This is a genomic window from Pseudotabrizicola sp. 4114 (genome assembly GCF_031457365.1).
Classification (GTDB): domain Bacteria; phylum Pseudomonadota; class Alphaproteobacteria; order Rhodobacterales; family Rhodobacteraceae; genus Pseudotabrizicola.
The window spans coordinates 485,256-497,714 of sequence record NZ_JAVDWP010000003.1; the positions used below are offsets into that span (position 1 = coordinate 485,256).

12 protein-coding genes are annotated in these 12,459 nt (G+C 63.2%); 9 read left to right on the forward strand and 3 right to left on the reverse strand.

The window, feature by feature from the left end; all coding sequences use genetic code 11:
• The first annotated feature begins 107 nt into the window (after positions 1-107).
• Together J2X53_RS09835 and ispG are read left to right on the forward strand one after the other, a co-directional pair.
• Positions 108-1,328, forward strand: coding sequence for a RodZ domain-containing protein (locus tag J2X53_RS09835; RefSeq protein ID WP_349037300.1), 1,221 nt, complete (start codon positions 108-110; stop codon positions 1,326-1,328).
• Positions 1,329-1,453: 125 nt separating this feature from the next.
• Positions 1,454-2,584 (forward strand): flavodoxin-dependent (E)-4-hydroxy-3-methylbut-2-enyl-diphosphate synthase, encoded by a 1,131-nt coding sequence (gene ispG / locus J2X53_RS09840; protein ID WP_349037301.1) that lies wholly within the window; start codon positions 1,454-1,456, stop codon positions 2,582-2,584.
• A 35-nt stretch (positions 2,585-2,619) separates the two neighbouring features.
• Here ispG and mnmA read toward each other — a convergent pair whose 3' ends face one another.
• Positions 2,620-3,756, reverse strand: a complete 1,137-nt coding sequence (mnmA, locus tag J2X53_RS09845; protein ID WP_349037302.1) for a tRNA 2-thiouridine(34) synthase MnmA — start codon at positions 3,754-3,756, stop codon at positions 2,620-2,622.
• Positions 3,757-3,898: 142 nt separating this feature from the next.
• On the opposite strand from mnmA, the gene J2X53_RS09850 reads away from it, so the two are divergent.
• The 4 genes from J2X53_RS09850 (at position 3,899) to recG (ending at position 9,231) form a co-directional block, all read left to right on the forward strand.
• Positions 3,899-4,177: a DUF1153 domain-containing protein gene (locus J2X53_RS09850; protein WP_349037383.1), complete on the forward strand. Its 279-nt coding sequence runs from the start codon at positions 3,899-3,901 to the stop codon at positions 4,175-4,177.
• 93 nt (positions 4,178-4,270) lie between these two features.
• Positions 4,271-4,978 (forward strand): response regulator transcription factor CtrA, encoded by a 708-nt coding sequence (gene ctrA, locus J2X53_RS09855; protein ID WP_349037303.1) that lies wholly within the window; start codon positions 4,271-4,273, stop codon positions 4,976-4,978.
• A 51-nt stretch (positions 4,979-5,029) separates the two neighbouring features.
• Positions 5,030-7,150 carry an NAD-dependent DNA ligase LigA gene (ligA, locus tag J2X53_RS09860; RefSeq protein ID WP_349037304.1) on the forward strand — a complete coding sequence of 707 codons (2,121 nt, stop codon included), beginning with the start codon at positions 5,030-5,032 and terminating at the stop codon, positions 7,148-7,150.
• On the forward strand, positions 7,147-9,231 hold the full coding sequence (gene recG / locus J2X53_RS09865) for an ATP-dependent DNA helicase RecG (RefSeq protein WP_349037305.1): 2,085 nt from the start codon (positions 7,147-7,149) through the stop codon (positions 9,229-9,231). Before ligA ends, recG begins: the two co-directional genes overlap by 4 nt.
• A 340-nt stretch (positions 9,232-9,571) precedes the next feature.
• Here the strand turns inward: recG and J2X53_RS09870 are convergent, their stop codons facing one another.
• Positions 9,572-10,021 (reverse strand): iron-sulfur cluster assembly scaffold protein, encoded by a 450-nt coding sequence (locus J2X53_RS09870; RefSeq protein ID WP_349037306.1) that lies wholly within the window; start codon positions 10,019-10,021, stop codon positions 9,572-9,574.
• Positions 10,022-10,084: 63 nt separating this feature from the next.
• Between J2X53_RS09870 and hisI the strand changes: the two genes are divergently transcribed.
• The 3 genes from hisI to J2X53_RS09885 all read left to right on the forward strand — a co-directional run bounded on the left by hisI (position 10,085) and on the right by J2X53_RS09885 (position 11,733).
• Positions 10,085-10,456, forward strand: coding sequence for a phosphoribosyl-AMP cyclohydrolase (hisI, locus tag J2X53_RS09875; protein WP_349037307.1), 372 nt, complete (start codon positions 10,085-10,087; stop codon positions 10,454-10,456).
• Between the two features lie 94 nt (positions 10,457-10,550).
• On the forward strand, positions 10,551-11,150 hold the full coding sequence (locus J2X53_RS09880) for a superoxide dismutase (RefSeq protein WP_349037308.1): 600 nt from the start codon (positions 10,551-10,553) through the stop codon (positions 11,148-11,150).
• A 157-nt stretch (positions 11,151-11,307) separates the two neighbouring features.
• Positions 11,308-11,733, forward strand: a complete 426-nt coding sequence (locus J2X53_RS09885) for a host attachment protein (RefSeq protein ID WP_349037309.1) — start codon at positions 11,308-11,310, stop codon at positions 11,731-11,733.
• Positions 11,734-11,761: 28 nt separating this feature from the next.
• Here the strand turns inward: J2X53_RS09885 and J2X53_RS09890 are convergent, their stop codons facing one another.
• Positions 11,762-12,316, reverse strand: coding sequence for a TIGR00730 family Rossman fold protein (locus tag J2X53_RS09890; RefSeq protein WP_349037310.1), 555 nt, complete (start codon positions 12,314-12,316; stop codon positions 11,762-11,764).
• Positions 12,317-12,459 lie beyond the last annotated feature (143 nt).

Sequence of the window (12,459 nt, forward strand, 5' to 3'; positions counted from 1 at the left end):
TCGCAGGTGCAAAAGGCCTTGTGCTGTGGTAACGAATCCCTAATACGAACAAAATGAGTCGTGATGAAACGACTATGGGGACGGGGTAACTTCATGGGGCAACGCGCATGATCGGGCGGAGGGCGAAACCTTCTATGCCGGAGACGGACGGGCCAAAGGGCTTTGACGACTTTGACCTGCGCTTGGGCGACCTGATGCGGGGCGAGCGCGCCACCATGGGCAAATCGCTGCTGGATGTGCAGCGTGAGCTGAAGATCAAGGCCGCCTATATCGCCGCGATTGAAAATGCCGATGTCTCTGCCTTTGAGACTCAGGGCTTTGTCGCGGGCTATGTCCGGTCTTATGCACGCTATCTGGGGATGGACCCGGATATGGCCTTTGCCCGGTTCTCCAAGGAAGCGAATTTTGAAGTGGCCCACGGGATGAGCGCTGCGGCCTCGTCTTCAATGATGACCGCCGCGCGCTCGCGTAGCACCCAAGTGTTCAGCGACCCGCTGGCCAATCCGAACGCCAGCTTCATTCCGCGTGGCGAAAGCCTGTTTGCGCGGGTGGAGCCGGGGGCGGTTGGCTCGCTGTTGGTGCTGGTCGCGCTGATCGGGGCGATTGGCTATGGCGGCTGGTCGGTTCTGCAAGAGGTGCAGCGCGTGCAGCTGTCGCCGGTGGATCAGGCCCCGTCGGTGGTGGCCGAGATTGACCCGCTGGGCAATGTCAGCGGCTCTGCGCCTTTGGTGCGGTCGGCGCCTGCAACCGGCACCGAACTGGCGAGTGCCGATCCGGTGCGCGAACAGGCCGACGGGATGGATCGTCTGTACCGGCCGCAAGCGCTGGATGTACCGGTGCTGACCTCACGCGATGGGCCGATTGCCGGGATCAACCCACGCCTTGCCGTTGCCAGTGCAACGCCGGGTGCGGTTGACGCGGCGGTGGCCGAGGCTTTGGCATCGGAAGATCAGGCCGTGCAGGTGATGGCACAGGCGCAGCCGGGCGTGGAGCTTCTGGCGGTGCGCCCATCCTGGGTGCGGGTGTCGTCGGCGGATGGCACGGTGCTGTTTGAAAAGATCCTTGATGCCGGCGAACGCTGGTCGGTGCCCAAGCTGGAAGAGCCGCCGGTGCTGCGCGCCGGCAACTCCGGCTCGGTCTATTTTGCGGTGAACGGCCAGACCTATGGCCCGGCAGCCCCCGGCGCGCAGGTCGTCAAGAATGTCGCCCTGTCGCCCGAAGCGTTGACAGAGAAATTCGCGCTCGCCGATCTGAACCGCGACGCCGATCTGGCGGCGATTGTCAGTGTGGCCGATGCCTCGCAGGTTTTGACCGCGCCGTCGCAGTAACGGGTGCTTCGGCATCAAACCGGCCCCTGACTCTGTCAATCCTGAGTGACAAAGCCGCCCTTGGCATTGCCGGGGCGGCTTTGTCGTCTTATCAAGGGGCAAACCATCAGAGGACCCGTGCCAAGATGAGCCTGAATACCGTTCGCCCGTGGCGCAATATCTATCGCCGGACCTCGCGCCAGATCCGCGTGGGCAAGGTTCTGGTGGGAGGCGATGCGCCGATCTCGGTGCAGACCATGACCAACACACTGACCACCGATGTTGCGGCCACGCTGGACCAGATCCAGCGCGCGGCGATTGCCGGGGCCGATATCGTGCGGGTCTCGACCCCCGATCCGGAAAGCACGGCGGCGCTGCGCGCGATCTGCGCCGAAAGCCCGGTGCCGATCGTGGCGGATATCCATTTCCACTACAAACGCGCGATTGAAGCGGCAGAGGCGGGGGCGGCCTGTCTGCGGATCAACCCCGGCAATATCGGCGATGCAAAGCGCGTGGCCGAGGTGGTCAAGGCGGCCAAGGATCACGGCTGTTCGATCCGGATTGGCGTCAATGCCGGATCTCTGGAAAAGCACCTGCTGGACAAATACGGCGAGCCTTGCCCGGATGCGATGGTCGAATCGGGGATGGACCATATCAAGCTGTTGCAGGACAACGATTTTCACGAATTCAAGATCTCGGTGAAAGCGTCGGATGTGTTCATGGCGGCGGCGGCCTATCAGCAGCTGGCCGAGGTCACCGATGCGCCGATCCATCTGGGGATCACCGAGGCGGGGGGGCTGGTCTCGGGCACAGTGAAATCGGCGATTGGTCTGGGCAACCTCTTGTGGATGGGGATCGGCGATACGATCCGGGTGTCGCTGTCGGCGGACCCGGTGGAAGAGGTCAAGGTCGGCTTCGAGATCCTGAAATCGCTGGGGCTGCGGCACCGTGGCGTCACGATCATCTCCTGCCCGTCCTGCGCCCGGCAAGGCTTTGACGTGATCAAGACCGTCACCGCGCTGGAGGACCGGCTGGCGCATGTGACCACCAGCCTGTCGCTGTCGATCATCGGCTGCGTGGTCAATGGCCCCGGTGAGGCGTTGATGACCGATATCGGCTTTACCGGCGGCGGCGCCGGGTCGGGGATGGTTTACCTTGCAGGCAAGCAGAGCCACAAGCTGGGCAATGACGCGATGATCGACCACATTGTGGAGTTGGTCGAGGCGAAGGCCGCGGAGATCGAGGCGGCAGAGGCTGCGGCGGAAGCGGCTGAATAGACACGAATTTTCTGCGAAAATTCGGCGGCGCGCGCTCAGCGCCCGCGCCAGACCCAGCCGCCGCCCAGCACCCGGCTGCCTTCGGGTGCGTAGAACACGCAAGCCTGGCCCGCGCTGACGCCATCCTCCGGGTCGAGCAGTTCCACCTCGGCCTCGGTCGCGGACAAGGGCCGGATCACCGCCGCGCGCGGCGGCCGGGTGGAGCGGACCTTGACCAGCACCTGCATTTCGGCCGCAGAGTCAAACGGCGCATCGCCCAGCCAGTTCACCTCGCGCACCGGGATGGTGCGGGTGGCAAGCGATTCCCGTGGCCCGACGATCACCCGGCGCGTCTCGGGGTCAAGGCGCACCACATAGAGCGGATCGCCAAGGCCCCCGATGCCAAGGCCTTTGCGCTGGCCGATGGTGTAATGGATCACGCCGCGATGCTGGCCCAGAATAGTGCCTTGCAGATCAACAATATCGCCGGGGTCCGCAGCCCCCGGTCGCAGCTTTTCGATCACCGCCGCGTAATTGCCGTTGGGCACAAAGCAGATGTCCTGGCTGTCGGGCTTGTCTGCAACCGGCAGGCCATATTTCGCCGCCAGAGCGCGGGTTTCCGCCTTGGAGTGCAGATGGCCCAAAGGAAAGCGCAAGTAATCCAGCTGCTCTGCCGTGGTCGAGAACAGGAAATAGCTCTGGTCGCGGTTGGCGTCGGCGGCGGAATGCAGCTCTGGCCCGGCATCGCCCAGTTTGCGCTGGATATAATGCCCGGTCGCCATGCAATCGGCATCCAGATCGCGGGCGGTGGCCAGCAGATCCTTGAACTTCACCCGCTCGTTGCAGCGGATGCAGGGCACCGGGGTGGCACCCGCCAGATAGGCATCGGCGAACTCCTCCATCACCGCCTCGCGGAAGGTGTTCTCGTAATCCAGCACGTAATGCGGAAAGCCCATGGTTTCGGCCACGCGCCGCGCGTCGTGGATGTCACGTCCCGCACAGCAGGCGCCCTTTTTCGCCAGCGCAGCACCATGGTCGTACAACTGCAGCGTGACGCCGACCACGTCATAGCCTTCTTCCTTGAGCATTGCGGCCACGACCGAGGAGTCGACACCACCCGACATCGCCACCACGACACGCGTGGCGGACGGGGGCTTTGGCAGCCCCAGCGAATTGAGCGGGTGATCCAGCATGGTTTTACCTTTCAGGAATTCAACGCAATATAGGAAAATGCGCCATACTCTCAACCCCTGCCGCAGCGCAACCTTCACCTTCGCTTAAGTCTGATCAGTCAGTCTGGCCCTATGCCGGGTGGATCAACGGAAAGACATGGCGATGTATCTTAAACGTGTGGATGGCCCGCGCCAGGTGACTCTGCCCGACGGCAGTATTTTGACGCGGGCGGATTTGCCAAAGCCCGACACCCGCCGCTGGGTGGCCAGCCGCAAGGCTGTGGTGGTGCGGGCGGTGATTCATGGCCTGTTGACCGAGGCAGAGGCGCTGGAGCGGTATGCCCTCTCGGAAGAGGAATTTGCGCTGTGGCGGCAGGCGGTTGAGCAGCATGGCGAGACGGCTCTGAAGGTGACGACTATACAGAAGTATAGACAGCTTTAAGTTGTTTTTGCGTCACGCTCAGGCAGAGTAACCGTCAGTTAACCATTCCCCCCCACTGTCGTTAATGAACCTGTCTGTTGCGGAGTTTTGAAGATGCGGATTTTACTTGTCGAGGATGACCCCACCACCTCGCGCAGTATCGAGTTGATGCTGACACATGCCAATCTGAACGTTTATTGCACCGATATGGGCGAAGACGGGGTCGATCTGGCAAAATTGTATGATTACGATCTGATTCTTCTGGACCTGAACCTGCCGGACATGTCGGGGCATGAGGTGTTGCGCCAACTGCGGATGGCGCGGATCGAGACGCCGATCCTGATTCTGTCAGGTTCTGATGACACTGACTCGAAGCTCAAGGGCTTTGGCTTTGGCGCTGATGATTACCTGACCAAACCGTTCCACCGTGAGGAACTGGTGGCACGCATTCATGCGATCATCCGGCGGTCAAAGGGGCACAGCCAATCGGTGATTGTAACCGGCAAGGTGAATGTCAATCTGGATGCCAAAACCGTCGAGGTGGACAACAAGACGGTGCATCTGACCGGCAAGGAATACCAGATGCTGGAGCTTTTGAGCCTGCGCAAGGGCACCACATTGACCAAAGAGATGTTTCTCAATCATCTCTATGGCGGCATGGATGAGCCGGAGCTGAAAATCATCGACGTGTTCATCTGCAAGCTGCGCAAAAAACTGGCCGAGGCGACGGGGGGACAGAACTACATCGAGACTGTCTGGGGCCGGGGCTATGTCTTGCGCGACCCGGTGGGGGAACCGCGCAAGCTGGCCGCCAGCGCCTGACACTTGCCCTTGTCCGGTCGCCCCCCTAAACCATGGGGGCAAGCGGAGGGGATGATGGCCGGGACAGCAGTGGATCAGTTGACCGAAACCCAGGCGCGCGCCGAACTGGCGCGGCTGGCAGAGGCTTTGGACAGGGCGAACCGGGCCTATCATACGCTGGACGCACCCGAGATTTCGGATGCGGAGTATGATGCGCTCAAACAGCGCAATGCGGCGATCGAGGCGCGGTTTCCGGGCCTGAAACGTGCGGATAGCCCCAGCGATCTGGTCGGGGCGGCGGTAGGGGATGGCTTTGGCAAGGTGGCGCATCAGGTGCGGATGCTGAGCCTTGAGAATGCGTTTGACGATGCGGATGTGACCGATTTTGCTGACCGGGTGCGCAAATATCTGAACCACGCCGGGGCGCTGGCCTTTACCGCCGAACCCAAGATCGACGGTCTGTCGCTGTCTTTGCGCTATGAGGCGGGGGTTCTGGTGCAGGCGGCGACGCGGGGCGATGGCGAGGTGGGCGAGAATGTCACCGAAAATGCCCGCACCATTGCCGATATCCCGCAGCGCCTGACCGGTGCGCCGGAGGTGTTGGAGGTGCGGGGCGAGGTCTATATGTCTCACGCCGATTTCGCGGCCCTGAACGTGCGGCAAGCGGCATCGGGGGGCAAGACCTTTGCCAATCCGCGCAACGCCGCCGCAGGCTCGCTGCGGCAGCTGGATGCGACGATCACGGCGGCGCGGCCGTTGCGGTTCTTTGCCTATAGCTGGGGGGCTGTGTCGGAACCATTGGCGGCGACGCAGTTTGAGGCGATTGCCCGGCTGGCCGCGCTCGGGTTTCAGACCAACCCGCTGACCCGGCTGTGCGACGGGCCGGAGGAAATGCTGGCACACTACCGCGAGATCGAGACGCAGCGGGCGACGCTGGGCTATGACATCGACGGGGTGGTCTACAAGGTCAACGATCTGGGGCTGCAGGCGCGGCTCGGGTTCCGTTCGGCCACGCCGCGTTGGGCGATTGCGCACAAGTTTCCGGCGGAGCTGGCCTGGACAGAGCTCTTGGGCATCGACATTCAGGTCGGCCGCACTGGCGCGTTGTCACCCGTGGCGCGGCTGCGGCCGGTCACGGTGGGCGGTGTGGTGGTCAGCAATGCGACGCTGCACAATGAGGATTACATCGCCGGGCGCGATGCCAAGGGCAATGAGATCCGGGGCGGCAAGGATTTCCGGATCGGCGATTGGGTGCAGGTGTACCGCGCCGGGGATGTGATCCCGAAGCTGGCCGATGTGGATCTGAACCGCCGCAGCATCGACGCGCAACCCTATGTTTTCCCCCATGAATGCCCAGAATGTGGCAGCCCCGCGCTGCGCGAGGAAGGCGACGCGGTGCGCCGCTGTTCCGGTGGGCTGATCTGCCCGGCGCAGGCGGTGGAGCGCTTGAAGCATTTCGTCAGCCGCCATGCCTTTGACATCGAAGGTCTGGGCGCCAAGCAGGTCGAGATGTTTTTCCGCGATGAGGGTCTGCCGGTGAAAGCCCCGGCAGATATCTTTACCCTTGCTGTAAGAGACGCTGCCAACGGTTTGAAACGGTTGAAAAATCGTGAGGGCTTTGGCGAGACTTCGGCACGGAAACTGTTTGCCGCGATTGAGGACAAACGGCGCATTCCGCTGGACCGGCTGATCTTTGCGCTTGGCATCCGGCATGTCGGCGAGGTGGCGGCGCAGATCCTGTCGCGGCACTACAGCACGTGGGAGGCGTTTGAGGCTGCGGTCACCCATGCGGTGCCGGGCACGGGCGCGTGGGATGAATTGCTGTCAATTGACGGCGTGGGCCAGACGCTGGCGGAAAGCCTGACGGCAGCGTTTCAGAATGACGCCGAGCGCGCCGCGATTGATGCGCTGGTGGACCAGTTGCAGGTGCAGCCGGTGGTGTGGAAAGCCGCGAGCGACAGCCCGGTGGCGGGCAAGACCGTGGTGTTCACCGGCACACTGGAGAAGATGACACGCGCCGAGGCCAAGGCGCGGGCGGAATCTCTGGGCGCAAAGGTGGCGGGGTCGGTCAGCGCCAAGACCGATATTCTGGTGGCCGGGCCCGGCGCGGGGTCAAAGCTGAAAGAGGCGGCGAAACATGGGGTTACGGTGCTGGATGAAGATGGTTGGCTTGCCCTGATCGAGGGCGCATGAGCCGGCCAGAGATCCTGTTTCCGCTGTTCGCGGATCTGGAAACGCTCGACGGCGTCGGGCCAAAGACCGCCCGCGCGCTGGAGGCTTTGGGCGTGACCCGGCCAAAGGATCTGCTGTTTTTGCTGCCACATTCCGGGGTGGACCGGGCGCGCCGGGATTCGGTGCGCGATGTGGTGCCGCCCTGCGTGCTGACGGTGGAGGTGGAGGTCGGCGCGCATTTTCCGCCGCGGACCAAGGGCAAGCCTTACCGGGTGATGGTGCGCGACAGCCTGCTGGAATGGGCGCTGGTGTTTTTCCATGCGCGCGGCGACTATCTGCAAAAGCTGCTGCCGACGGGGCAGCGCCGCATCGTCTCGGGCCGGATCGAGCTGTTTGATGGCACCGCACAGATGGTGCATCCCGATCATGTCTTGCGGGTGGAAGAGGCGGCGGAATTGCCCGCCTATGAGCCGGTCTATCCGCTGACCGCCGGTGTCACCCAGCGCGTGGTGGCCAAGGCGGCAGAGGGCGCGGTGGCGCGCGCGCCCGATCTGCCGGAATGGATCGACCCCAGCCTCAAGGCGCGCGAGGGCTGGCCGGATTGGCACGCGGCGGTGACGGCGGTCCACCGGCCCGGCGGTGCAGCGGCACTGGCCCCGACCGATCCGGCCCGCGCGCGGCTGGCCTATGACGAGCTGTTTGCGCATCAGATGACGCTGTCGCTGGCGCGGGCGTCGTTGCGCAAGTCAAAGGGCGTGATGACGCTGGGCACGGGCATGTTGCAGGCACAGGTTCTGGCCGGGCTGCCCTATGCGCCCACCGGTGCGCAGACCCGCGCTGTGGCCGAGATCGCGGCGGATATGGCGGTGCCGTTGCGGATGAACCGGCTGTTGCAGGGCGATGTCGGGTCGGGTAAAACGCTGGTCGCGTTTCTGGCGCTGCTGATCGCGGCCGAAGCGGGCGGGCAGGGCGTGATGATGGCCCCGACCGAAATTCTGGCGCGGCAGCATTATGAGGGGCTGGCGCCTTTGGCCACCGCCGCCGGGGTGCGGCTGGAGCTGCTGACCGGCCGTGACAAGGGCGCGGATCGGGCGGCCAAGCTGCGCGATCTGGCCGAGGGGCGGATCGCGATGCTGGTCGGCACCCATGCGGTGTTTCAAAAGGATGTGGCGTTTCACGATCTGCGGCTGGCGGTGGTGGACGAGCAGCACCGCTTTGGCGTGGCGCAGCGGATGGAGCTGGGGGCCAAGGGCCGCGCCGTCGATGTGCTGGTGATGACGGCAACGCCGATCCCGCGCAGCCTCGCGCTGGCGAGTTATGGCGATATGGATGTGTCGGTGCTTGACGAAAAACCCGCCGGGCGCAAACCGATCAAGACCGCGATGATCGCGGCGGCGCGGATGGATGAGGTGGTGGCCCATCTGGCCCGCGCGGTGGGTGAGGGGCGGCAGTGCTATTGGGTCTGCCCCTTGGTCGAGGATTCCGAGGTGCTGGATTATGCGAGTGCCGAGGCGCGCTTTGCCCATCTGCGCGCCGCTTTAGGCGATGTGGTGGGGCTGGTCCATGGCCAGTTGCCGCCCGCCGAGAAGGACGCCGCGATGGCACGGTTTCAGCGCGGCGAGACGCGGGTGCTGGTGGCGACCACGGTGATCGAGGTCGGCGTCAATGTGCCCAATGCGTCGATCATGGTGATCGAGCGGGCCGAGATCTTTGGTCTGGCGCAGTTGCACCAGCTGCGTGGCCGGGTCGGGCGGGGTGCTGCGGAGTCGACGTGCCTGCTGCTCTATCAGGCCCCGTTGTCCGAGGCGGGGGAGCGGCGGCTGACCACGATCCGCGACACCGAAGACGGCTTTCGCATCGCCGAGGAAGATCTGGCGATGCGCGGCGCGGGTGATCTGATCGGCACCGCGCAATCCGGGCTGCCCCGGTTCCGGGTCGCGGATCTGGAGCGGCAGGCGGCGCTGATGGCAGTGGCGCAGTCGGATGCGAGGGCGCTGCTGACGATGGACCCGGCCCTTGCCAGCCCGCGGGGGCAGGCGGCACGGGTGCTGCTGTGGCTGCTGGATCAGGACCGGGCGATCCGGCTGATTTCAGTGGGTTAGGACTAAAATCCCCCTTTTGTTCTCATTTGTTCTCAAAAAGTTCTTTACAGGTTAACGGCAATATGAGAACAATATGGCAACAAGCAAGCAGGAGAATGCCATGGTTGCCCAAGTCAAGGATATCGTCACCCGGTCCAGTGCCACGTTGATTGAGGATCTGTTCGGCGTCTTCGCCCTGTTTGCCACGCTTTACGTCTGCCTGTCGTTTACCTCGCTCTGAGTTCTGCCTGCGGTCTGCCCGACGCGCTGCATCTGTCCCCAAGTGATGCCTTTAGCGCGAACAGACACGCCACTTGCCGCCGCCGTCGTCCCGACGTGCGGCGGTTTTTTTTGGTGGTGGTCAGTTTTGGGCCGGGGCCTCTGCCAGCGCGGCGGCCTCGGCTGCGGCGTCAATGGCCAGCAGGATCGAGGCGTGGCGGTTCTTGTAGTCGCGCGCCGGGGTCAGCACGACAAAGCCGTCAAACGGGGCAGGCGGCACCGGGCCCGCGTCCTTGAGCATGGCGCGCAGCCCGTCGCGGCCTTGCGCCAGTTCGACAGCGCTGCGCCCGATCACCACCTGCCCCAGCAGACTGGCGGCGGCCTGACCCAAGGCGCAGGCTTTTACATCCTGAGCAAATTCGGTGACACGCCCGCCCGCCATCACCAGATCGACCGTCACGGTTGACCCGCACAGCGGCGAGCGTTTGCGCACTGTTGCTTGTGGCGCGGGCAGGCGGCCCTGATGCGGAATCTCGGTTGCCAGTTCAAGAATCCGGCCGGAATACAGGTTGATCAGGTCACTGTCGCTCATGGCGCTTTTCCTTTTGTCGATCCTTAGATAGACCTTCCCCCCGCGCCCGCCAAGGAGAGTGAGATGGCTTTTGACCCTGCAAGCCTGAAATATGATGCCAATGGGCTGATCCCCTGTATCGCACAGGACCACGAAAACGGCGATGTGCTGATGATGGCGTGGATGAATGCCGATGCGGTGGCGCAGACGCTTGCCACCGGGCGCGTGACCTATTGGTCGCGGTCGCGGGCGGCGTTCTGGGTCAAGGGTGACACCTCGGGCCATGTGCAGCATCTGGTGGAATTGCGCGTCGATTGTGACCGCGATTGCCTGCTGGTGCGGGTGCACCAGCACGGGCCTGCCTGCCACACCAACCGCCGCTCGTGCTTTTACACCGTGGTGCGGGACGGGGCCGAAGTGATCACCATGGAACCGATGACCGGGGCTGAAAGTTGAGCTAAAGGATCACCTTTTCCGGGCGCAGGTCTTGACCTTTGACCCGGAAAGGCGGCTATTTACGCCAACGACACGCGACAAAAGGATGAGACCCATGGCTTTCACGCTTCCCGATCTGCCCTATGCCCATGATGCGCTGGCCGCTCTTGGCATGTCGAAAGAGACGCTGGAGTATCACCACGACATTCACCACAAGGCCTATGTCGACAACGGCAACAAGCTGATTGCCGGCACCGAGTGGGAGAACAAGTCGGTCGAAGAGATCGTCGTCGGCACCTACAACAAGACCGCTGTGGCGCAGAACGGCATTTTCAACAATGCCAGCCAGCACTGGAACCATGCCCTGTTCTGGGAAATCATGGGGCCGGGCCAGACCGCAATGCCGGGCGCGCTGGAAAAGGCGCTGACCGAGTCGTTCGGCTCGGTCGATAAGTTCAAGGAAGAGTTTTCCGCCGCTGGCGCTGGTCAGTTCGGGTCGGGCTGGGCCTGGCTGGTCAAGGATGCGGATGGCGCGCTCAAGGTCACCAAGACCGAAAACGGCGTCAACCCGCTGTGCTTTGGCCAGACCGCGCTCCTGGGCTGCGATGTGTGGGAGCATTCCTATTACATCGACTTCCGCAACAAGCGTCCGGCCTACCTGACCAACTTCCTTGACAAGTTGGTGAACTGGGAAGCGGTTGCCGCCCGTCTGTGACGGTTAACACCTTGATTTAAAACCAGTCTTACATCTGGTCGATGCCCGCGCAAGGTTTTGCGCGGGTATTTTTGTTTTGGTCACTATGTCACACCAACAGTGCATCATTGAGTTCCCATCTGAAAAGGGGATCAACAAGAAACGGCGGGAGGATGAAATGACAATGATCACACGGGGTTGCTGGATTGTGGTGGTGGACGGGGACGGCGCAGTGATTCTGGAGAATGCCGGAACCGTGCCCGCGCCCGACCTGCGGTTGATTGACCGGATCGAGACGCCCAAATGCGACAGCACGTCTGAGCAGGACGACGGCGCGCGCCCGGCCGAGGCGAGCGACCGGGCGCGTCTGGCCGAAACGGCGATGGTGGCCATGCTGATGACGCGGCTGGCCTTTGCGGTGCGTCAGTCGCGCACCTCACGGCTGGCCATTGCCGCACCACCGCACCTGCTCGAGGCGATCCGCACCCGGCTGGATGACAACCTGCGCGGGCGGGTGGTGATGATGCTGCCCAAGACGTTGACCGGTCATCCGCTGGAAAAAATCGTCAGCGTGATGAATGACGCGATGACCCGCGCCGCCTGAGGTTTTCTCTGCAAGAGGTTGGAATTGTTCAGGAAAAAACGTCTTCAAGCCGGGCCAGAAGGCCCGGCACATCGGGCAGCGCGGCAAAGCTGTGGCGCAGATGCGGTTCGGCAAAGCCCTGCTCGATCACATGGTCCATCAGTTGGATGAGGGGTTGCCAGTAACCATTGGTATCCAATAGGAAAATCGGTTTGGTGTGCAGGCCGATCTGGCGCCAGGTCAGCACCTCGAAAAACTCGTCCAGACTGCCCGCGCCGCCGGGCAGCACCACGATGGCGTCAGAGTTCATGAACATCACCTTTTTGCGCTCGTGCATGTCTTCGGTGATGACCAGCTGGCCCAGATCGCGCTTGCCCTTTTCCTTTCCCATCAGATGGGTGGGGATCACCCCCATGGTGGGCGCACCTGCGGCCAGGGCCGCGCGCGCCACCTCGCCCATCAGCCCGACATCGCCGGCCCCGTAGACCAGACGCCAGCCATGTCCGGCGATTGCGTGGCCCAGGGTGCGGGCGGCGTCGGCATAGGCAGGCGAAACGCCCGGACGTGATCCACAAAAGACACAGACAGAGCGAAGCGGGGTCATGCGGGCCTCTTCAAGGAATTTTCATTGCAAGCCCAGTGTTATCGGGGTTCCTATGCAAAGGAAAGCAGGGGCCGGTAAGGGCTTTGCGCGCCGGGCTGTGGCTGGTGGGGCTGTGGTCTGCAGGGGAATTGACGGGGACGTAT

Coding starts and splice junctions, on each gene's coding strand:
- ctrA (WP_349037303.1), top strand. CDS start 4,271: ATGCGGATTTTACTTGTCGAGGATGACCCCACCACCTCGCGCAGTATC.
- recG (WP_349037305.1), top strand. CDS start 7,147: ATGAGCCGGCCAGAGATCCTGTTTCCGCTGTTCGCGGATCTGGAAACG.
- ispG (WP_349037301.1), top strand. CDS start 1,454: ATGAGCCTGAATACCGTTCGCCCGTGGCGCAATATCTATCGCCGGACC.
- mnmA (WP_349037302.1), bottom strand. CDS start 3,756: ATGCTGGATCACCCGCTCAATTCGCTGGGGCTGCCAAAGCCCCCGTCC.
- J2X53_RS09890 (WP_349037310.1), bottom strand. CDS start 12,316: ATGACCCCGCTTCGCTCTGTCTGTGTCTTTTGTGGATCACGTCCGGGC.
- ligA (WP_349037304.1), top strand. CDS start 5,030: ATGATGGCCGGGACAGCAGTGGATCAGTTGACCGAAACCCAGGCGCGC.
- J2X53_RS09870 (WP_349037306.1), bottom strand. CDS start 10,021: ATGAGCGACAGTGACCTGATCAACCTGTATTCCGGCCGGATTCTTGAA.
- J2X53_RS09835 (WP_349037300.1), top strand. CDS start 108: ATGATCGGGCGGAGGGCGAAACCTTCTATGCCGGAGACGGACGGGCCA.
- hisI (WP_349037307.1), top strand. CDS start 10,085: ATGGCTTTTGACCCTGCAAGCCTGAAATATGATGCCAATGGGCTGATC.
- J2X53_RS09880 (WP_349037308.1), top strand. CDS start 10,551: ATGGCTTTCACGCTTCCCGATCTGCCCTATGCCCATGATGCGCTGGCC.
- J2X53_RS09885 (WP_349037309.1), top strand. CDS start 11,308: ATGACAATGATCACACGGGGTTGCTGGATTGTGGTGGTGGACGGGGAC.
- J2X53_RS09850 (WP_349037383.1), top strand. CDS start 3,899: ATGTATCTTAAACGTGTGGATGGCCCGCGCCAGGTGACTCTGCCCGAC.